Origin of the sequence: Erwinia sp. BNK-24-b, from assembly GCF_047456155.1 — a bacterium.
Classification (GTDB): domain Bacteria; phylum Pseudomonadota; class Gammaproteobacteria; order Enterobacterales; family Enterobacteriaceae; genus Erwinia; species Erwinia phyllosphaerae.
The window spans coordinates 2,359,036-2,379,364 of sequence record NZ_CP179901.1; the positions used below are offsets into that span (position 1 = coordinate 2,359,036).

The window sequence follows — 20,329 nt, forward strand, 5'->3', positions numbered from 1 at the left end:
AGAGTGAAATTAGTGATACCGCCCACAAAATTCGCAGACAGATAAAAAGCCAAATTGAAAGCGCTTACTTTTTACTTGACTGAATTTTGTAATCGCTTACTTTTAACATCATATTATCAGAAACCGCAGAAATTTTACCAAACCATAACAATCGCCCGGACCTTGCCGTCCGGAAAAGCATCGGGATAATAAAGGAATTCAGTATGCGTAGATACCCACGAATCCGCTGGCTGATGATAGCGTTCTGCTTTTTTGCTATCGCCATCAACTATATCGATCGTATTAATCTGGCTATTGCCGCGCCCCATATTAAAAAAGATCTTGGCCTGGATGACACCAGCATGGGGCTGATTTTAGGCGCTTTTTTCTGGACCTATGCGTTAATGCAGATCCCCGCGGGTCGGCTGATTGACCGGATGGGCGCGCGCGCTGGTCTGGCCATTGCCGTTGGCTGGTGGTCGCTGTTCACCGTCTTTACCGCCTTTGGTCGGGGCTTCACCTCTATATTCCTCTCGCGCCTGATGCTGGGGCTGGGCGAGTCGGGCGGTAATCCGGGCTGTGCAAAAGTGGTCTACTCCTGGTTTGCGAAAAAAGAGCGAGCTACCGCCAGCGGTATTTTTGATGCCGGGCCGCGCGCGGGCAGCGCCCTTGCCCTGCCGCTGGTCGGCTGGCTAATCAGCACCTGGGGATGGGAAACCTCTTTTGTCGTCACCGGCGCGTTAGGCCTGGTCTGGGTAGCCATCTGGCTGCTGTTCTACCGCGAACCGGAAAAAATGAAAAATGTGCAGGAGGATGAGCGTCAAAACCTGCTGGCCGACCGTGGTGCGCAAGCGCAGGGTAAAGGCGAAAAGGTTAATATTCTCGGCCTGTTCCGCTACCGCACAGTATGGGGAATGATGATTGGCTTTTTTTGCATGAACTTTGCCACCTACTTTTTTGTGACCTGGTTCCCGACCTATCTGACCATGGCGCACGGCTTCTCGCTAAAAGAGCTGGGCACGCTGGGCGCTATTCCCGCGCTGATGGGTATTCCCGGCAGTCTGCTGGGCGGTATCACCTCGGACTGGCTCTATCGCAAAGGTTTCTCGCTTACCACGGCCCGCAAATCCTGTTTAATTGCCGGGATGCTGCTCTCCTCCGTGATCGCCTTTGCGGCCTTTACCAATAGCGTCGCGCTGATCCTGACGCTTTTCTCACTGACCTACGCTGGTCTGGCCTTCACCGCCGCCAATATCTGGACGTTGCCGGCGGATGTCGCGCCCCATTCAGGCTATGTCGGCACGCTCGGCGGCATCCAGAATTTCGCCGGTAATCTGGCCGGTATCGTTACCGCTTCCTTTACCGGCCTGATGCTGACCCTCAGCCACGGCTCTTTCGTGGTACCGCTGCTGGTGGCCGGCGGTATCTGCCTGTTCGGCGCGCTTAACTTCATGTTCATAATGGGTAAAGTTGAGCCGCTGGCGATCAAAGAAGTGAATACGATTGGCGCAGCCGCTGCCGATTCTGATGTTTAACGCGAGTAAGCCGGAGAGAAAAATGGAACAACAGCTACGCGAAGAGATCTGTCAGGCGGGCCAGAGCCTGTATGCACGAGGCTATACCGTCGGCACCGCCGGAAATATCAGTGCCCGCCTGGAGGATGGCTGGCTGATTACGCCAACCGACGCCTGTCTGGGACGGTTGCAACCACAGCAGATTGCCAAGGTCAGCCGCACGGGCGAGTGGCTGTCCGGCGATAAGCCATCCAAAACGCTGCTGCTGCACCGCCAGGTTTACGATCGTAATCCGCAAGTTCACGCTGTGGTGCATACTCATTCCACCAACCTGGTGGGATTGACGCTGGAAGGCGTCTGGCAAGCAGACAGTATCCTTCCGCCGATCACCCCTTACCAGGTGATGAAAGTGGGTCGCATTCCGCTGATTGGCTATTGCCGGCCCGGCGCACCGGAGGTTGCACAACAGGTCGCCACGCTGGCCTGCGAAGTTCGCGGCGTCATGCTCGAACGGCTTGGCCCGGTGGTCTGGGGGGCTTCTGTATTGACCGCCTGTTTTGCGCTGGAAGAGCTGGAGGAGACCGCCAGGCTATGGCGGCAGGCGGTAAGCAAACCCCAGCCGCTGGCGGATAGCGATGTAGCGGAACTTTGCGAGGTCTTTTCCACCCGCTGGTAACAAACTTCTCTCCCCTACAAAGGAAATAATAATGAAAAAAATCTGTGGCATGCTGCTCTCGCTGGCGGCTTTGGCAGGCTCGGCAGAGGCGCAAAGCCTGGTCTATGTCTCTAACGCCGACAGCGGCACCGTTACCGGCTACCAGCTGGATAAAAGCAAAAAAGCGCTGGTGCCGATTGGCAGCTTTCCAGCTGGTGCAAAAGCAATGTCTTCCGTGGTTTCACCCGATAAAAAAATGCTGTATGTCTCCGTGCGCAGCAAACCTTATAGCGTCGTGGCATATCATATTCAGCCCGACGGGCAGCTGGTCAAAGCCAGCCAGTCGCCGCTGCCGGAAAGCATGGCTTACCTTTCTACCGACAGACAGGGACATTTTTTACTGAGCGCGTCCTACGGCGGCGATCTGTTTAGCATCAACCGCATTGATAGCGACGGTAAAGTTGAAGCCAAACCGGTGCAGATTGTCCATACCGGTAAACGCGCGCATGCGATTCAGGTCGATCCCTCTAACCACTTCCTGTTTGTCACTTTATTGGGTGCCGATCAGCTTTTGCAGTATCGCTTTGATGCGGCCAGTGGCAAGGTAACGCCAAACGATCCGCCGTTTGTAAATATTCAAAGCGAAGCCGCAACCGGCCCACGACACTTTGTTATTGCGCCCAATACCGATAAACAGGGTAAACGCAGCGTCTATATTTTGACGGAGATGGCGGGCAACATCAGCCAGCTGACGCTCAACGCTAACGGCACCACGACGCCAGCTGCCGTAGTCAATTCCGTTTCGCCACAGGAAGATATGCAGCGTGGTGAAGCACGACCGTTAACCGGCGATGACGATTTGCCGCCTTCGCACAAGCCGCGTATCTGGCAGGCGGATATCCATCTCACCCCGGACGGGCGTTTCCTTTACTCGACGGAGCGCACCAGCAGTACCCTTTCCTCTTTTTCCGTCAGCCCGGACGATGGGCATCTGACCTGGCTGAGCAGCATTAAAACAGAGCAGCAGCCGCGCGGCTTTGCCATTGATAACAGCGGTCAGTTTCTGATTGAGTCCGGACAAAAATCAACGCAGCTTTCCCTTTATACCATTGATAAATCAACCGGCGCGCTGTCGCTGGCGGGCCGCTATCCCACCGGAAAAGGCGCTAACTGGGTGACGCTGGTGGAGTAATTTAATGCCGGGCCGGATGGCCCGGCCTGGCAGGCAATAACTGGAGACTTTATGAAACGCACACACCCCCTACTTTCCGTGCTCTGTGCCACGGGCCTGTTCACGCTTGCGGCTTCCCCTGCGGTCAGCGCGGCGGAAAAAGTGGTCGCAACTAATCTGGAGCCGCTGCATCACGTCATCCTGGAAAACCAGTACGTTACCGTCATGCGCGTAATGATCCGTCCGGGCCAGTCCACGCTGTTCCATGAACAGCATCTTGACTATGTGAACACCCATATCGACGGCAGCCTGGTACGCAGCGCCTATCCCGATAAACCGGCTAAAGATTCCGAGATGAAAAGCGGCAACGTGAAGTTTGGCGCGCATCAGGATAAGTCCGAAACCGATAAAGTCACCAATACCGGCACCACACTGAATCATCAGGTCGCTTTTGAAATCAAGCAGCATGGCCCGCAAAACTTCGGCGGCGCGTCTCGTCCCGCTAATGCCGCCTTCCAGCAGGTGCTGGATCAAAAAACGGTCAAAGGCTGGAAGGTTACGCTGCAACCGGGCGAAAGTACCACGCTCTACACCCAACACGGACCTGGCGTACGGGTTTTCTTTACCGAAGGCCGCCTGCTGACCTCGATTCCCGGCCAGCCGAACCGCAATAAAGAAGTCTGGCTGCATCGCGGCGATGCCGTACTGACCCAGCCAGGCGAAGTCGAGTTGACCAACGGTGGTGAAACGCCGCTGATTTTCAACGATTACGAACTGCTTTAAGGCCAGCCCCGTAGATTAAGCGCCGGACTTATCACTGTTACTCTTACAGGCCGCCTGCCAGCGGGCGGCCCGCCCGGGATTTACCCATGGATGCGGCTTTTTACATTATAAAAATAACTTTTCCTTTATTTTACAGGAGCATGTCAAGTGAGACGCTATTGTCGATCCTGGACGATGAGCCTGATCCTTATGACCGGAATGGCGTCCGCTACCTCGCCTGATTCCGCTGATAAAGATCTTATCGCCGCGGGAAAATATCTGGCTACGGCTGCCGACTGTGGTGCCTGCCATAGCTCGCCTCTTCAGGGCGCCCCCATGGCCGGCGGCTACGGCATCCATTCTCCGCTGGGCACTATCTATGCCAGCAATATCACGCCTTCGAAACGTTATGGCATTGGCGATTACAGCGAACAGGAATTTGCGCGCGCGGTCAGGGAAGGCATTGATAAGCATGGTCATCATCTTTACCCGGCTATGCCTTATACCGCCTATAACAAAATTAGCGATAAGGATATTCATGCGCTTTATCGCTATTTTATGCAGGGCGTCGCGCCGGTGGACGTTGCCGCGCCGCAAACGCATCTGCCTTTTCCGTTCAGCATTCGCGCTTCTATGGCGGTCTGGAATCTGCTGTTCGCTGACGACCAGCGCTTTGTGCCTGCAACGGGCAAATCGGCTGAGGTTAATCGTGGAGATTACCTGGTTAATGCGCTGGCGCACTGCGATACCTGCCACACACCGCGTAATTTTCTGATGGCTCAGCAAAACGATCGCGCTTTTTCCGGTAGCAGCCTGGGCAGCTGGTACGCGCCCAATATTACGCCAGCACAAAACGGCATCGGCAGCTGGAGCAGCGCCGAGCTGGTGCAGTATCTGAAAACCGGCCATATCGCGAAAGCTCAGGCCGCCGGGCCAATGGCGGAAGCCGTTGAGCACAGTTTCCAGTACCTGAGCAATACGGATATCCAGGCAATGGTCGCTTACCTGCGCCAGTTACCGGTCGTCAACACCGACAGTGCCCGGCCACGCGATGGTTTTGGCCAGGCCTCCGATGCCGAACAGCGGCTACGCGGACAGACGGCAGAAACGGACGCAGGCTGGCAGGTGTTCAGCGGCAGCTGCGCCAACTGCCACCAGCCCGAAGGTCAGGGCAATACGCGCTACCCCTCTCTGTTTCATAACAGTGCTACCGGTGCCGGGCAGCCCGACAACCTGGTTGCCGCTATTTTATTTGGCGTGCAGCGTACGGTTAATGGCGAGAGCGTAGCCATGCCTGCTTTTGGCCCGGACGCCGATTTCGCCAACCGGCTAAGCGATCGGCAGATTGCCGACGTCAGCAACTACGTCCTGAAGAATTTTGGTAATCCGGCCGTTACCGTTACCGCTGAACGCGTCAAAAAACTGCGCGAAGGTGGTGATACGCCGTTGCTGATTAAGCTAACGCAACCCTCCGTGCTGATTTCTTTCGCTGTCATCATTGTGATAGCGCCAGGCATCCTCTTTATCCGCCGAAAAAGGAGGCTATATGCAGCCAGATAACCTGAGCCGTCGCCGCTTACTTAAAGGCATGGCGGCGCTGTCGGTAAGCGCCCTCTGCGCCACCTTATTCCCCGGACGGCTGGCCGCTCAACCCGTGGCATCTGCGGATTTTACAGCCGTTTCTGAGTTTCTGGTCAGCCGTGCCGTCAGTGCGGTACTCAGCCAGCGTTATTACGCCGCCTTAGCGCATCACCACGCTGATTTTCCGCAGCGACTGGCGGCACTGGCAGATTATCTGCGCGCGCAACGTTTCCCGCATGTTGATGACTTTTTGCAGGCGACAGCCATGGCATCGCCCTTGTTCCAGACCGCCTCGCTGATTATCGGCAGCTGGTATACGGGCGTGGTCGGCGACGGTGCCAACAGCGAGCTGATCGCCTACGCCGACGCGCTGATGTATCAACCTACGCGCGGCATTCTGGTCGTGCCCACTTATGGCAGCGGCCCGGATTCCTGGGGCAACAATCCCGACACACACCCTTCAGGGAGGTCAGTATGAAAGTGGATGCAGATGTGATTGTTATTGGTTCTGGCGTCATGGGTGGACTGGTCGCCACGCAGCTGGCAAAAGCGGGAAAATCAGTGATTATTGTGGAAGCCGGGCCGCGTATCAAACGACAGGATATTGTTGAACGCTTTCGCAACTCGCCTTTTAAGATGTCCCTGACCAATATGAAACTGCAGGGCGTTGGCTCGCCCTATCCCGACCTGCCGCACGTGCCCTCTACCTATGGCGACTATCTTCAGCAAAGCGGCCCGGTAAAATATCCTACAAAATATCTGCGCGTAGTGGGCGGCACAACCTGGCATTTTGGTTCCGCTTTATGGCGCATGATCCCAAACGATTTCAAACTGCAAAGTCTGTATGGCCGTGGTCGCGACTGGCCTTTTGGCTATGAGGAGCTTGAACCCTGGTATGGCAAAGCGGAGCAGGAGTTGGGGGTTTCCGGCATGGATGGTCAGGATGAAAGCGGACACGGCGGCGAAGCCTGGCCACCGCGCTCAACGCCGTTTCCGATGAAAGGTCTGGAGCCGAGCTATCTGTTTAAAAGGCTCTCTGAACTCCTGGGCAAAGGCGGCTATAACCCGGTAATGGAGCCTAACGGCCGGGCAACGCGTCCTTATGGCCAGCGCCCGGCGTGCGCTGGCAACAATAACTGCAACCCGGTCTGCCCGATTGCCGCTAAATATGATGGCTCAATGCATATTGATGAGGCAGAAAGGCACGGCGCAAGATTACTGGATAATTCGGTGGTTTATAAAATTGAAGCGGACGACAGCGGGAAAATTAGCGGCATCTGGTATCGCAAACCCGACGGTTCTGACCATCATCTGACCGCTAACTATTTTGTGCTGGCTGCCTACGGCATTGAGTCGCCCAAGCTGCTGCTCATGTCCAGCTCTGAACGCTATCCCCGCGGCGTGGCGAATGGTTCCGATCAGGTGGGCCGCAATCTGATGGGCCATACCGGTATCAGCATGAACGTCATGATGAACGAAGACGTCTGGCCTGGCCAGGGACCTACCGAACTGCTGGTATATCTGAATAATCGCGATGGTGATTTCCGCAAAGATTTCCCCAGTTATAAAATTAAGGTACGTAATACAGTACCGACTGCGGATTATGCCGCTTCATTAATTGCCAAAGGCGTATTGGGTTCCAGGCTGGATGAGCAATTAAAGCTGATGTCAGCCCGATCGCTTAATTTTGCCATCGACTTTGAAACATTACCTTTAGCAGAAAACCGCATTATCCCCAGTAAAAATAAAAAAGATGCGATAGGCCTTCCGGTACCGGAAATCTATTATAGCGTAACCGATTACTGGCATGCCGGGAAAGCTCAGGGGTTAAGAGACTTTGATAATTTCGCTCAATTGCTAAATGCAAAAATATCAAAAATTGATACGAGCTATCAGGATCGACAGCATATTATGGGTACCACGATTATGGGTGACAACCCGAGAGATTCGGTCGTTAACCGTCATTGCCAGAGCCACGATCACCCTAACCTGTTTATCGCCGGAACCAGCGTGATGCCCTCCGCATCCTGCATGAATCCTACGCTTACCGGCGCGGCGTTAAGCCTGCGGCTTGCTGACTATATGCTGAAAACAGTTAAAGTTTGATGTTACGCATTAGCGTTATCGCTATTCATTTCGGCAGGCGAATTTTTGCCTGCCTTTTTGTTATTCTCTTTTATTTTTATTACGCGTTCGCCTGGTATAATTATGCGATGCATCTCTGAAAAAAAATGCAACTTACATAAAACTAATGCCAGGCTGGAACGAGCTTCAAATACTCGAAAATAAACCCCCGTTTTCATGCCGCGATCGTTCTTTTCCTGTTTTTTTTCTCACCGCAGCGGCGTAATATCAGCCGCAAGGAAGAAATGGAGTGTTGTCTATGTACCAGGAAAAAAGTCTGCAAAGAAACATGCCGCCCTTTTCTGGCCAGGAATTTATCGACAGGGCTAATAGCGTCAACGGGAGAGTAGCGCAAATGGATAAAAGGATTAACCGTTTTGAACGGCTTGCACAGGATACGCATCAGATAAAGATCGATCTGGCCGTCCTGACCACTCGCTTTGATTCACTGGATAGTCGGGCGGATACCTTTGCAACCAGAAACGATGTCGTTGAGCTGACGGCGCGTCTGGATAACTGCACGACGAAAAGCGATGTTAATGAGCTGGCGGCGCGTCTGGATAACTGCGCGACAAAAAGCGATTTTAATGAGCTGGCGGCGCGTCTGGATAATTGCGCGACAAAAAGCGATTTCACTGAGCTGGCGACACGTCTGGATAACTGCGCGACAAAAAGCGATTTCGCTGAGCTGGCGGCGCGTCTGGATAATTGCGCTACCATCGCTGCCTCAGCTGAACAGAGCGCGCGTATCGATGCACTGAATGTCCGGGCAGACACCTTTGCGACCAAAAGCGACCTTCTTAAGCTGGAGCTGACTACGCGTGAAGAAGTTAGCGCGGTCAAAAATGAAGTTATGTCTTTACGGGTTGAGCTCTATAAGGGACTAAGAAATCAGATTGTATGGTCAACGGCAAGCATGTTTACCGTAGCGGGTCTTAGCCTTGCAGCCGCAAAAATGCTTTTTCCCTGACGCCTTAACCAACGGTGACAGATGCTACAAAACCGTAACCTCACGGCTTTCATACTTAAAAACGTTATAAAGGTCTTAAACGTCTTAAACGTCTTAAACGTCTTAAACGTCTTAAACGTCTTAACAGCGGACGGCATCCTGCCGCCCGCTGCAAGGTTTACTTCAGGCGATAAGCAATAACGCTATCCCCCTCTTTGGTGCCTAACGAGCCGTGACCGCCCGCTGCGATAATAACGTACTGCTTATTATCAGCACCCATGTAGGTGGCAGGCGTTGCCTGACCGCCCGCTGGCAGCTCGGTTTGCCACAGCAGCTTGCCGCTGTTGATATCGTAAGCGCGGAAGAAGTTATCCGCCGTTGCGCCATGAAACACCAAATCGCCAGCCGTAGTCAGCGGGCCACCGTGCGCGACCATCCCCATCGGGAAACCAATTGGGAAGCGGCCCGGCAGGAAGGTGGTATTCAGGTTTTTGGTCGTGCCAACCCGGCGCAGCCAGGCGGTTTTGCCAGTGGTCAGATCGACGCCAACCATGCGTCCCCACGGTGGTGCAATGCAGGGAATACCCAGGCCAGAGGCAAACTGCTGGATATGAATCGCATAGTCGCCTTCAAAGTTCTCATTCCAGTAAGGCGTACCGTCTTTGGTGAACAGGCGCTTATCCTCGGTCTGAGGGGTGCGCTTAATCAGGTTATATTTGTAGGCCAAACGAACCGGTGCGGCGATTAGGATCTGCCGTTCAGGATCGACGGCTACGGAGCCCCAGTTAAAGACGCCGATATTGCCAGGGAACACGATGGTGCCGCCCTCGGTAGATGGCGTCCACGGGTTACCGTCATAGCGCATTGATTTAAACGTAATCCGGCACGCCATCTGGTCAAACGGCGTCAGGCCCCACATCGATTTTTCCTTCAGCGGCTCCGGAATAAAGTTCAGCGCGGAAACAGGCTGGGTTGGCGAGAAGGTTTCACCCGGCACGCCGCCTTGAGTAGAAACATCCTGCTGATTAACAGGATAGACAGGCTGACCGGTTAGTCGGTTCAGAACGAACAGGTTACCGGTTTTGGTCGGCAGAATAACCACCGGCTGGCGGCTACCCTGATAATCAATATCCAGCAGCGAAGGCTGCGAAGGGTTATCACGGTCCCACAGATCGTTCCTGGACGACTGGAAGCGCCATTTAAAGGTGCCTGTTTTTAAGTCCAGCGCGACCAGCGTGTCGCGGAATTTCTCGGTATTGCTGTTCGCATCGCGTTGACGGCCAAGCTCGTCCGGCGAGGCGTTACCAAAAGGCACGTAAACCAGACCATTTTTCAGATCGGCACTCAGGGTACCCCAGGCAACCGGCGTATCCTGCGGATAGGTTTTACCTGCTGGCAGCGGTCGGGTGTCCTGCGGATTGGCAGGATCGAAGTTCCATACCAGCTGGCCGGTGGTAACGTCATAAGCCCGAATGACGCCGGAAGGATTGCCGCTGTTATAGCCGTTATCCATTACCGAGCCACCAACGATAACCAGATTACCTGCCACCAGTGGCGCAGCCGTCTGCATCAGCGCGTGCGGGCGAATATTCCCCATACCGGCGCGTAAATCGACAATACCGTGGGTGCCGAAATCCTGGCACGGTTTGCCGCTGTCAGCGTCCAGCGCGACCAGTTTTGCATCCGTAGTCGCGTTAAAGATACGTTTCCGGCAGTAGGCTGGCGCGTTGGCAGAGGATGCTGTAGCCGCGCTATCCGGCGCATAATAGCTCACGCCGCGACAGGTCTGATGCTGCTGTAAATAAGAACGATCTTTAGCTGGCTGATATTTCCATTTCAGCTCGCCCGTTTCAGGATTAAGCGCGTGCACTTCGTTATGCGGCGTACAGAAATATACGGTGTTATTTACTTTTAATGGCGTAGCTTCAAACGTGTACTCCGTTGCGTCCTTATCATTTTGCAGATCGCCCGTGTGATAAGTCCACGCCACTTCCAGATTGCTCACGTTATCGCTGGTAATCTGCTTGAGATCGGAAAAACGCAGCCCGTTAGCCGTGCCGCCATAGGCAGTCCAGTCGTTGCCGGCTACGCTGGTTTCAACCGGGCTACGTTTATTGCTCAGCGTGCCTTCCTGCGGCAACGGATCGTAAAAGGTTAATCCGATAACGATGGCGATAATAACGATAACCGTGGTGCCCAAAAAGGGATGGAAGCTGGCGGGTTTCGCCGGGTTATGCGCCCTGGACAACGGACGAACAATCCAGGGTAGCGCCAGCCAGACACCGATCAGGCCAATAATATCGCCACGCGGTATCCACTGCCATTTATCAAGCCCGACCTCATACAGCGTCCAGCCGACCACCAGCCACATCAGAATGGCGTAAATGGACAAGGCGATTTGTTTCTTTTTGTACAGCGCCACGGCCGTAAGCAGTAAGCCAATAGCCATGACGACATAAAACGGTGAGCCGCCTAATAGCAGCAGTTTTCCACCCATGTAAAGCATAGCGAGGCCAATAATCGCTATAACGATACTCGTTAATTTTGTCATTTTAGTCTCTCGAATTAGACAACGGATTGTGAACTTCTTTTATCAATTACAATTTAACAACATAAAATTAACTAATTTTTACATGAAAAAAAAGAGCATTTAATTTATGTATTTTGGGTGATTATTTCGGGAAGAAAGAGTCAGGCCGCGAATATCCATCAGGAGAGCCAGAAAAACAGAATAAGCGCGTGGAAATAGCGGCCAGAAGGCAGAATAAGCGTAAGAAGTGACGGGTTAAAAACGCATGGCGACCGTGAACAAGCATGCACAATGGCGGCACGCCGGAAAGAGAGAATAAAACAAACGGCCAGGCATACGAATGTACGCCTGGTCATTGGCTCATGCAGATGTCTGACGATTTACTTATTGTAAAGCGCTCTCAGTTTGTCCTGATAGACTTCTACGTCATGTTCGTTTTTGATTCTGGCGATAGAGGCGTTGGCTTTATCAACGATCTGCTCTGGGTTCTGAATAATATCCTCGATGATGGCTTTCATCTGGTCGACAGTCTTTCTACGCACCGAATCACGCTGTTCGAAAGAGGTGACCGCATAATCACAGTCTTCGTTTAGCTCATGCTTAACCAGCCAGCCTGCCTCTTGCGGATTGATCTCCGGCAGCGCACGCACGTTGGTGGTGATAACCGGGCAACCACAGGACTGCATCTCCAGGACGGAGAAACCGTATGTCTCAGCCCATGTCGGTAAAAGACCGACATCCGCTTCCTGCAACAGCTGCATAACTTTATCGTTAGGCATAACGCTATGATGATCAAAAAGAGAGTAACGCGCGATAGCGGCCTCTGTTTCTCTGGCAAAAGCCGCGTCGTCCTGATATTTACCAAAGGCATAGTTATTGGTTTTATTGAGATCGCCAATTAACGTTACCTTGATCTGCTCCGGACGAATTTTTTTCTCGTTCAGCAGCTCATCAAAAGCACGGACTATCTCTCCGCCGCCCTTACGATAAAAATCACGTCCTACAAAGACAAAGTGAACAGGATTTGCAGCGTTGCGCGGCTTGCGTTCTTCTACATAGAGCTTCTGCGGGGGGTGTAACACCACCAGCTTTTCGCGCAGCGTACGTAAAAGCTCCGGATTATCCTGAAACAGCTTCATTTCCAGGTTATAAGCCGCACCGGAAAGCGCAATCAGCGCCAGGCAGTTTTTTTGCATCAGCGCGGCTGAATGACGTTTCAGCCTTGCGTCAAAGCTGTCGTCGCTGGCATTTTTCCTTGGCAGGATACGCGGCAACTCGGTTTCGAAAGTGACTACCCACTTACGATCCGTAATAGCTATCTCGTTGAAAACGTGGAATATATCAATATTTTTTTCCTGTGAGCCCATCAGCGGACGAAACAGAAAAATCTTATTCTTTTTAAAAAACTTCATATTCAGAAGATTAATATAAGAGTAAATATTCTTCTTTTTGAAGTTCACGTATTCCACGCCAGCATCAACAATTATTGTTCTTTTTTCTGGATAGTTATCGTTTGATACGCCGACTCTCATACCGCTACCTCATAGAAATTAATGCTAACTGCACTGAGTAATGTTATTAAAATTCAAATTTGCCCTGGTCTTCATTCCATGATGCCCCGGTACTCCACCACATCAGCTCCAGCAAGTAAATACAGACATATTCTTAATATGCGCCAGTGTGGGGTAAAAGGTTTAACCCTTATCGAAAGACACAGCAGGAAAAGTTAATATAACGTTAAAATTTGGAAATAAATTGCTACGGTTTCATTATTAAATTTGGTATCAATTTATTAAATAAATTAACACCATTAGCAATGATTACTTACAATGGACGCCTGGTTTGTCGCTAGCTTGAGCCACAAAGCCAGTAAATACGGCATCCCTGGCGGAAATCGATAAAAAAGCGTACGATAACAGGCCAAAAAGCAGGGCCATTTTTTATCAGGCAAAAGTAAACGAATAGTTAAAATAAAAGCCATTCCAGGCGAAATGCTTAACGATAGCTAATATAATACGCAGCAAATTTTTCAGCGGTAAAATCCTTTTTTTATGCAAGGTTTCAACTATTAATTAGTTCAGTAGCATTAATGAGTTACCGAACGTATCAACGCCGCTCTTTTTATTAAAAAAAGCAGAAAGAAACGCGCATTTGTAATTAAGATATATCTGTTTTTACCGGCTAGATCTTTTGCGTTTTAAATAGGTCTAAAAACAGCCCGAAGGTTAAAAACCCGCTTAATTGAATAAGAAATATCCTATTAAGAAAGCACCTGCAATCAATTCGAACAGGCGCTAAGGCCTTTCGGACAGAGCCAGTTTTCACCAGACGCCGGATCAGAAACTATATGGAAGAAAGTGAAAGGGAGTTAACCGTGCTGCGCGAATTACGCGATTGGCCCTGGGCCGAAAGCTTTGCAAAGGTTTCAAAGCGGTTCGTTACGGTGAAAAGTAGCCCGACAGTAAGTCGGGCCTGAAGCTTATCTGGCTTTTAGTTTTACCGTCAGGGAACGTCAGAAGGTTTCCCAGTTATCCAGCCCAGCCACCGCTGGTGTACGGGCTGGCAATTTCCTGGCAACCTGCGGACGGGCGTTCTCCGGGCTATGCGAACCAACACGGAATACCGCAACAGCGGCATTGAGCCTGGCGGCCTGCTCCTCCAGCGTGGTTGCAGCGGCCGAAGATTGCTGCACCAGCGCGGCATTCTGCTGCGTCACCTGATCCAGTTCCGATACGGCAAGGCCAACCTGATCGATGCCGCGGCTCTGCTCCTCCGAAGCCGAAGAGATCTCATCCATAATATCGCGAACCTGCTGCACCGAGCTGAGAATGCCCTGCATTGATTCTTCAGCCTGCCCGGCCAGTCGCGATCCGTTTTCCACCCGTGAGGAAGATTCGGCAATCAGCGCGTTAATATCTTTTGCGGCAACGGCGCTGCGCTGCGCCAGGCTGCGCACTTCTCCCGCTACCACGGCAAAGCCACGGCCGTTTTCACCGGCTCGCGCAGCCTCAACCGCTGCGTTCAGCGCCAGGATATTGGTCTGAAAAGCGATGCTCTCGATCACGCCGGTAATTTCAGCGATTTTTTTCGAACTCTCCTGCAGGCCGAAAATGCTTTTAATGACGCCATCGACGATAGTACTGCCCTTCTCTGCCGTCTGCGCGGCCGAAAGCGCCAGCCTGGCCGCCTGATGAGAGTTATCCGCGTTCTGCTTCACGGTAGCGGTAATTTGCTCCATGCTGGCCGCCGTCTGCTCCAGCGAAGCGGCCTGCTCTTCAGTACGGGAAGAGAGGTCGTTATTGCCCGTGGCAATTTCACTGACGCCGGAAAGAATAGTATCCGCGCCATGACGTACGTTACCGACGGTTTTTGCCAGCGACTGCTGCATCACAGCCAGGCCAGAGAGCAGGTGGCCCATTTCATTGCGCGCGCTGCTGTCGACAGCAATTCGCTCAGTTAAATCGCCTTTCTCAATGGTATTAATATGCTCCAGCGCACGATTCAGCGGCTGAATAAGGACGCTTTTAATCACCGACCAGCTCACCAGAATACAGGCGATAACAACCAGCATAATGGTGCCGATGAGCCACAGCATGTTGCCAAATACCCGCTGGCTTTCTGCCGAGGTATCTTTTGCCAGCTGGCTTACCGCCGCGCGCCAGCGATCGTAGTCGCCCTGCATAATTTGTTGATTATTGGCAACGTTAATGGTGAACAGGCCCGGCATATCACGGCGAGAAGCGATATCCATCAGCTGCGTCAGCTGTCCGGCATAGACCTGATAGCTTTTGGCCAGCCGCTCGTTAAGCGCCGGATTAAGACCGGGAATGGTCGGCCCGGACTGATATTTTTTAAAGTCGCGATCGGCTAATGCCAGCTGCTCTTTGCCATGCTGCACCATACTGCCGACAACGCCGCTGGTCGGCCCTTCCTTCTGCAGCCAGATAAGTACACGGTTGACGTCTGCGCGCGCGGCATTGAGCTCATACCAGGCATTGGTCAGCGCGGTAACCTGGTCGCTGGCGGTAGAAGCGCTTTCAAAGCTGTCTTTATTATGACCGAGTGCGTTCAGAAAAAGGATGCCAGCAACAAGCTGTAGCGCGCCAAAGGCGATAATAGTGCTGAGCAAAAACGAGGAGGTTTTGATACGAGTAAAGACGGACATAGCCACACCTGATTATTGATTCAGAAGTGTCTTGTATCGGCAGAGTTACCGGTAACATTAGTAGAATTTGATGGCACTGCGCTTTTGAAGGTGCGTTAAGGATGGAAGGGGCCAGCGCCTGGCGTTAACTGCGCTCTATTTTGCGAGCGGCCTCGTCCAGCGCGTCAATAATATCGTAAAGGGTTTGCTGAGGAAGACTGGCCTGAGAAAGCCGCGTATTCAGCGCCGTACGCATATTGTTAACGGCGCGTTCAACCTCCGGAAGGCTGCGGTTATTGACCAGCACCGCCATCGAACCGAGCCGGCCGATAATGGTTTGCAGATTGGGTTGATATTCAGCCAGCTGGCGCTGGCCTTCTGCCGTCAGGCTATAAGCTTTACGTGACGCCTGCGCATCGCGTATTTCAATGCACTCCATCTCTTCCAGCAGCGTCAGGTTGGGATAGATAATGCCGGGACTTGGCGTATATTCGCCTCGGGAAAGCTCTTCAATTGATTTGATCAGCTCATAACCATGCGCGGCACCCTGCGCAATAAAATGCAGCAGCAGCAGACGGACATCGCTGGCATCCAGCATTTTTTCACGGCGTTTTTTACGCATACCGCACGCGGCCCCGCCAGGAAAGTCACGTTGAGAAGAGTGCTGAGGTTTCATTATCCGTCCGGGCCGCTGTTTTTTGGGAAAAGGATAGTAAGGTAGCGTTAGCGAAAATACAACCTGACTACTTATGGTGCCAGTAGGCTACCGCGCGGACATAGTCTGCATCGCGCTCGCGTTGGGTAATAAAGTAGTCGCTCAGCTCTTTTACCGCCGCGCCCTCGCCCGTTAGCCAGATAAAATAGTCTTCATCAGGCAGGGTAATTTCCTGCAGCTGTGCAATCAGACCAGTAACGCTTTCACGCATTTTGCCACTGCCCAGCCAGTGAACCTCTACGCCCTGTAGATCGTCAAGGTAAGCCTGACCAACGCTTTCATCAACGAAAGCAAAAAGCTTGATATGGCGGTCAGAAAGCGTGGACAGACGGCGCTTAAACGCGGGCAGTCCGGTTTCATCGCAAACGTAAAGCTGAAAAGCATACTCTTCCGGCACAATCAGCGAACCGCGTGGACCGCCGATAGCTAACCTGTCACCGGGGTGCGCGGTGGCGGCCCAGTCGCTGGCGACACCAGCTTCATGTACGTAAAAATCCACCGTCAGGCGCTGTTTTTCAGCGTCAAAACAGAGCGGCGTATAGTCACGCGACAGTGGACGAATACCGTCTTTCCACACGATACCCTCTTCGGTCACTTGCGGCAGGTAAAGCTCACCCGTGGCAGGATCGGGGAAAAAGACTTTGATATGGTCGTCAAAACCTGGCGAGTTAAATCCCACCAGCGCTTCGCCGCCAAATTCGATACGGTAAAAACTTTTGGCGATGCAGGTTTTGGCGATCACTTCCAGCGGGCGAAAACGCAGCTCATTTTTGACGCGATACGGCGCGCGAGCTTTTTTCTCGGTCAAAACAATTCTCCTGACGGGGGATACCCGTAATAGACATCGAAAGCACTTTTAACGACATAAAATATATCTATGATATATTTTCACCGCAAGCGGATTTTGCTGTTAGCGCTAAAACGGCACAAATCGTACACGCCAAAGATTAAGGAAACATAAGGACTCGCGGCAGTGATGACCTGCAAAACCGACAAAAAAAACCGCCTGGCTTCTGCACAGGCGGTAAAGGCAATGAGGAATGGTGCGGCGAACGACGTTATGGCGCATCCGCACGGGTGACGCGCCAGACTACGTTTGCGCCATCATCAGCAAACATTAGCCCACCCTGCTTGTCCTCTGTCAGGCCAACAGGTAAACCGCGTACGCTTTCCTTGTCGTCCGTTAAAAAGCCGGTCACCACAGGGAGCGGTTGTCCCTCCGGCTTGCCGTTGCGAAACGCTACCCAGACAACCTGGTAACCGTTTAGCGGTTCGCGGTTCCAGCTACCATGCTCGCTGATAAAAGCGCCGCCGCGATATTTGTCGGGCAGGCCGTTGCCGGTATAGAACCACAAACCCAGCGGCGCAACGTGCGAACTTAACGCATAGTCAGGGCGAACAGCTTTTTTGACCAAATCTGGCCGCTGCGGCTGCGCGCGTTCGTCCACGTGCTGGCCGTAATAGCTGTATGGCCAGCCGTAAAAAGCGCCCTCCTGCACCGAGGTCAAATAGTCCGGCACTAGATCTGCGCCAATCTCGTCGCGTTCATTAACAACCGCCCACAGCTTACCGGTTTGCGGCTCCCACTGCAGGCCAGTTGGGTTACGCAGTCCGCTGGCATAAATGCGGCTGGCGCCCGTTGCCGCATCAACTTCCAGGATATCGGCCCGGCGATATTCGGCGCCGATGCCGTTTTCGGTAATATTACTGTTGGAACCGACGCCGACGTAGAGCTTGCTACCGTCCTTGCTGGCCAGCAGGGATTTTGTCCAGTGATGATTAATCGGGCCGCCAGGCAGGTCGGCCAGCTCCGTACCGGGATCGGTAATTTTGGTCGCGCCGCTTTCATAGTGGTATTTCATCAGTGAGTCAGCGTTAGCGACGTAGAGCGTATCGCCCACCAGCTGAACGCCAAACGGCGAACGCAAATGACTTAAGAACGGATATTTTTGCCAGCTTTTACCGTCGCTGCTTCTTAACAACGTAATCCGATTGCCGCCGGGGCTGCTCTTACCGGAGGCGTCTTTAATAAGATCGGTAACCAGTTCTTTGGGCTGGCTGGTGGGGGCTTTCGGACCGCTGGCCTCCACTACCAGGATATCGCCGTTAGGCAGTGTATAAAGCTGACGCGGATGCAGCAGGCCGTCCGCAACTTTCTCAATCTTTAGCCCTTCGGCTACCCTGGGTTTTTCATTTTCTTTCCACGGCGTACCGCCCGGCACCTTCATCGGCGGTATCAGGAAATTTTTAGCGGCTGGCAGTTCAGGATTAGCGCCAGTTTGCTTTGCGGGATCGATCTTTGCGCCGTCATCACAGCCGCTCAGCAGTAAAGATACCGCAACGGCCAACAGCGACAGCGTTGATGAAGTTTTCATAACTCCTCCTTAAGCGGTGCGGTCGCGCACGGCAAGCTGTACATTAGCGAACAGCATCAAAATCACCGCCAGCGTAGATAAAATGACGCCAGCAGGCACCACGGCGTAAGCATCCCGGCTATGGATAAAGGCATTAAAAATCTCCAGAACCATCGCCAGCAGGTATGCCCAAAAATGCACTTTAACCGCCGAACCCTGCGGATAAGAAACGCCAACCCAAACCTGCACCAGATTGATTAGTCGCGGAAGAATGGCGATAACCAGGCCAATGGAGATTAGCCAGCTGGCAGCGCGCGTCCATAAAATTTCAGTGCTGGAAACGTAGATGAGGTCAAAGATCCAACCGGCGACGAAAAAGCCGAGCGGAACGGGATGGAGTAAAGAGTAAATGGCCACCGCAAAAGTTGAATGGCGGGATGTTGCCTGGGATGTCATTGAACGGCTCCTTAAACAGGGTAAACGTACGCGGCACCAGAACACCGTCCACGCAGACTGTAAAAGGTTAGTAAATTTAATAACATCTTGTTTGAAAATATGAAGAAAAATAAACAAGGTGGTCAGCGGGCCACCCTGCTGTGGGTCTTACTGCCTTTGCGGTGGCAGGTTTTTTACGCTTACCTTGTTAGCGGTCAGCTCCCTGCTGACGTAACACGCTCAGCGACTGGCGCTGCGTTCCGTGCTCATCAAAGTTACTTTCAGCCAGCCAGCGCACGAAAGCCTGACGCAAAGTAGGCCATTCGCTATCGATAATGGAAAACCATGCCGTGTCGCGAGTGCGGCCTTTATACACAATTGCCTGGCGAAAAAGCCCTTCATAGCTGAACCCCAGACGTTCTGCCGCCCGGCGCGACAGAACATGCAGGCTGTCGCACTTCCATTCGTAACGGCGGTAGCCAAGCTGCTCAAACACATAGCGCATCAGCAAAAAGTGGCTTTCCGTCGCGGCGGCCGTACGTTTTAATGCGGGAGAAAAAGTAACGTGACCCACTTCCAGCACGCCGTGGGCAGGCTCAATACGCATTAGCGCCAGCGTTCCCACCGCCTGGCCGCTTTGCCTGTCGATAACGGCGAAATGTAGCGGATCGCGGCTGGCTTCGGCCTGAGCAAGATAAGCCCGGAACCCCTCGTCTGTAAAAGGGCCGGAAAACAGATAGGTCCAGTCCCGGCCATCTTCCGCTTTACGCCATGCGGTCAGCAGCTCGTCACCGTGCCGCAGGCTCTCCAGCGGTTCCAGTCGACAAAAACGTCCCTGCAATGTAACGCGTTCAGGGTAAGAGCGCGGCGTCCAGTCCGGCAACGGCTCGCCAACCGGCTGTTGATACTCATTCAGTCTGACGGACACAGTTCATCTCCTTTACCAACGTGAACTGACATCCTGAATGAAAAGAGGAGATGAAACCAGCGCTTACTCTCTGTCAATAAACCGTCCCGGATAATCCGCCTGCGGCTTCTGGCAGGCATCAAAGCGGCCGAACAGCCTGTAGCGGTTTTTAGCAATGAGGTTATAGCAGCGGTCGCTGATAAATTTTGGGAAAAAACGCAGCACGGAGAACGCCCGCCACGGCCACGGCATCTCTTTCATTACCCTGAAAATCGCTTCGGCGCGCAGGTAAACCTGTCCGCGATCGAGCAGCACAATAGTGTTGATTTCATCCGGCGACATCCCGGCGGCTTCAAGCAGTGCTTTACCTTTGCTGGTCTGCACTGCGGCCAGACGTACGCTGCGGGTTTTGTCGTAGCGGAGAAGAAAATTGACCCAGCCGTTGCAAAGTTTGCAAACGCCATCGTAAAGCACGATACGCTGGTCAGAGGGAATGTTATCAGCCATCG

At 52.8% G+C, this 20,329-nt stretch carries 17 protein-coding genes; 8 read left to right on the top strand and 9 right to left on the bottom strand.

The annotated features are described in order from the left end of the window. The first annotated feature begins 203 nt into the window (after nt 1-203). From ACMGGR_RS10540 to ACMGGR_RS10575, 8 genes are all read left to right on the top strand, one after another. The gene (locus tag ACMGGR_RS10540; protein ID WP_246759318.1) at nt 204-1,514 is read left to right on the top strand and encodes an MFS transporter; all 1,311 of its coding nucleotides are present in this window, start codon (nt 204-206) and stop codon (nt 1,512-1,514) included. 22 nt (nt 1,515-1,536) lie between these two features. Then, nucleotides 1,537-2,169, top strand: coding sequence for an aldolase (locus ACMGGR_RS10545; RefSeq protein WP_414148872.1), 633 nt, complete (start codon nt 1,537-1,539; stop codon nt 2,167-2,169). Nucleotides 2,170-2,200: 31 nt separating this feature from the next. Further along, a complete protein-coding gene (locus ACMGGR_RS10550) occupies nt 2,201-3,340 on the top strand; it encodes a lactonase family protein (protein ID WP_414148873.1) in 1,140 nt (379 codons plus the stop codon). A gap of 51 nt (nt 3,341-3,391) precedes the next feature. After that, a complete protein-coding gene (locus ACMGGR_RS10555) occupies nt 3,392-4,102 on the top strand; it encodes a hypothetical protein (RefSeq protein ID WP_246759315.1) in 711 nt (236 codons plus the stop codon). Between the two features lie 174 nt (nt 4,103-4,276). Continuing rightward, nucleotides 4,277-5,641 carry a c-type cytochrome gene (locus ACMGGR_RS10560; RefSeq protein ID WP_414148950.1) on the top strand — a complete coding sequence of 455 codons (1,365 nt, stop codon included), beginning with the start codon at nt 4,277-4,279 and terminating at the stop codon, nt 5,639-5,641. Beyond that, nucleotides 5,628-6,140: a sorbitol dehydrogenase family protein gene (locus ACMGGR_RS10565; RefSeq protein WP_246759314.1), complete on the top strand. Its 513-nt coding sequence runs from the start codon at nt 5,628-5,630 to the stop codon at nt 6,138-6,140. The genes ACMGGR_RS10560 and ACMGGR_RS10565 overlap by 14 nt, the downstream gene beginning before the upstream one ends. Then, nucleotides 6,137-7,768, top strand: a complete 1,632-nt coding sequence (locus ACMGGR_RS10570) for a GMC family oxidoreductase (protein WP_246759313.1) — start codon at nt 6,137-6,139, stop codon at nt 7,766-7,768. The genes ACMGGR_RS10565 and ACMGGR_RS10570 overlap by 4 nt, the downstream gene beginning before the upstream one ends. Nucleotides 7,769-8,045: 277 nt before the next feature. Then, nucleotides 8,046-8,756, top strand: a complete 711-nt coding sequence (locus ACMGGR_RS10575; protein WP_414148874.1) for a hypothetical protein — start codon at nt 8,046-8,048, stop codon at nt 8,754-8,756. A gap of 157 nt (nt 8,757-8,913) precedes the next feature. Here ACMGGR_RS10575 and ACMGGR_RS10580 read toward each other — a convergent pair whose 3' ends face one another. The 9 genes from ACMGGR_RS10580 to ACMGGR_RS10620 all read right to left on the bottom strand — a co-directional run bounded on the left by ACMGGR_RS10580 (nt 8,914) and on the right by ACMGGR_RS10620 (nt 20,327). After that, nucleotides 8,914-11,286, bottom strand: a complete 2,373-nt coding sequence (locus ACMGGR_RS10580) for a membrane-bound PQQ-dependent dehydrogenase, glucose/quinate/shikimate family (protein ID WP_414148875.1) — start codon at nt 11,284-11,286, stop codon at nt 8,914-8,916. 359 nt (nt 11,287-11,645) lie between these two features. Beyond that, complete coding sequence (locus ACMGGR_RS10585; protein ID WP_246759276.1) at nt 11,646-12,797, bottom strand: glycosyltransferase family 4 protein; 1,152 nt, start codon at nt 12,795-12,797, stop codon at nt 11,646-11,648. A gap of 980 nt (nt 12,798-13,777) precedes the next feature. Then, nucleotides 13,778-15,430, bottom strand: coding sequence for a methyl-accepting chemotaxis protein (locus ACMGGR_RS10590; RefSeq protein WP_246759275.1), 1,653 nt, complete (start codon nt 15,428-15,430; stop codon nt 13,778-13,780). A 124-nt stretch (nt 15,431-15,554) separates the two neighbouring features. Continuing rightward, the gene (locus ACMGGR_RS10595; RefSeq protein WP_246759274.1) at nt 15,555-16,085 is read right to left on the bottom strand and encodes a PadR family transcriptional regulator; all 531 of its coding nucleotides are present in this window, start codon (nt 16,083-16,085) and stop codon (nt 15,555-15,557) included. 67 nt (nt 16,086-16,152) lie between these two features. After that, nucleotides 16,153-16,932: a siderophore-interacting protein gene (locus ACMGGR_RS10600; protein ID WP_246759273.1), complete on the bottom strand. Its 780-nt coding sequence runs from the start codon at nt 16,930-16,932 to the stop codon at nt 16,153-16,155. 250 nt (nt 16,933-17,182) lie between these two features. Next, nucleotides 17,183-18,499, bottom strand: coding sequence for a PQQ-dependent sugar dehydrogenase (locus tag ACMGGR_RS10605; protein ID WP_414148876.1), 1,317 nt, complete (start codon nt 18,497-18,499; stop codon nt 17,183-17,185). Between the two features lie 9 nt (nt 18,500-18,508). Next, nucleotides 18,509-18,934, bottom strand: a complete 426-nt coding sequence (locus ACMGGR_RS10610; RefSeq protein WP_414148877.1) for a DUF2231 domain-containing protein — start codon at nt 18,932-18,934, stop codon at nt 18,509-18,511. Between the two features lie 187 nt (nt 18,935-19,121). Then, nucleotides 19,122-19,841 (bottom strand): GNAT family N-acetyltransferase, encoded by a 720-nt coding sequence (locus tag ACMGGR_RS10615; protein ID WP_414148878.1) that lies wholly within the window; start codon nt 19,839-19,841, stop codon nt 19,122-19,124. A gap of 63 nt (nt 19,842-19,904) precedes the next feature. Next, on the bottom strand, nt 19,905-20,327 hold the full coding sequence (locus ACMGGR_RS10620) for a thiol-disulfide oxidoreductase DCC family protein (protein WP_246759268.1): 423 nt from the start codon (nt 20,325-20,327) through the stop codon (nt 19,905-19,907). Nucleotides 20,328-20,329 lie beyond the last annotated feature (2 nt).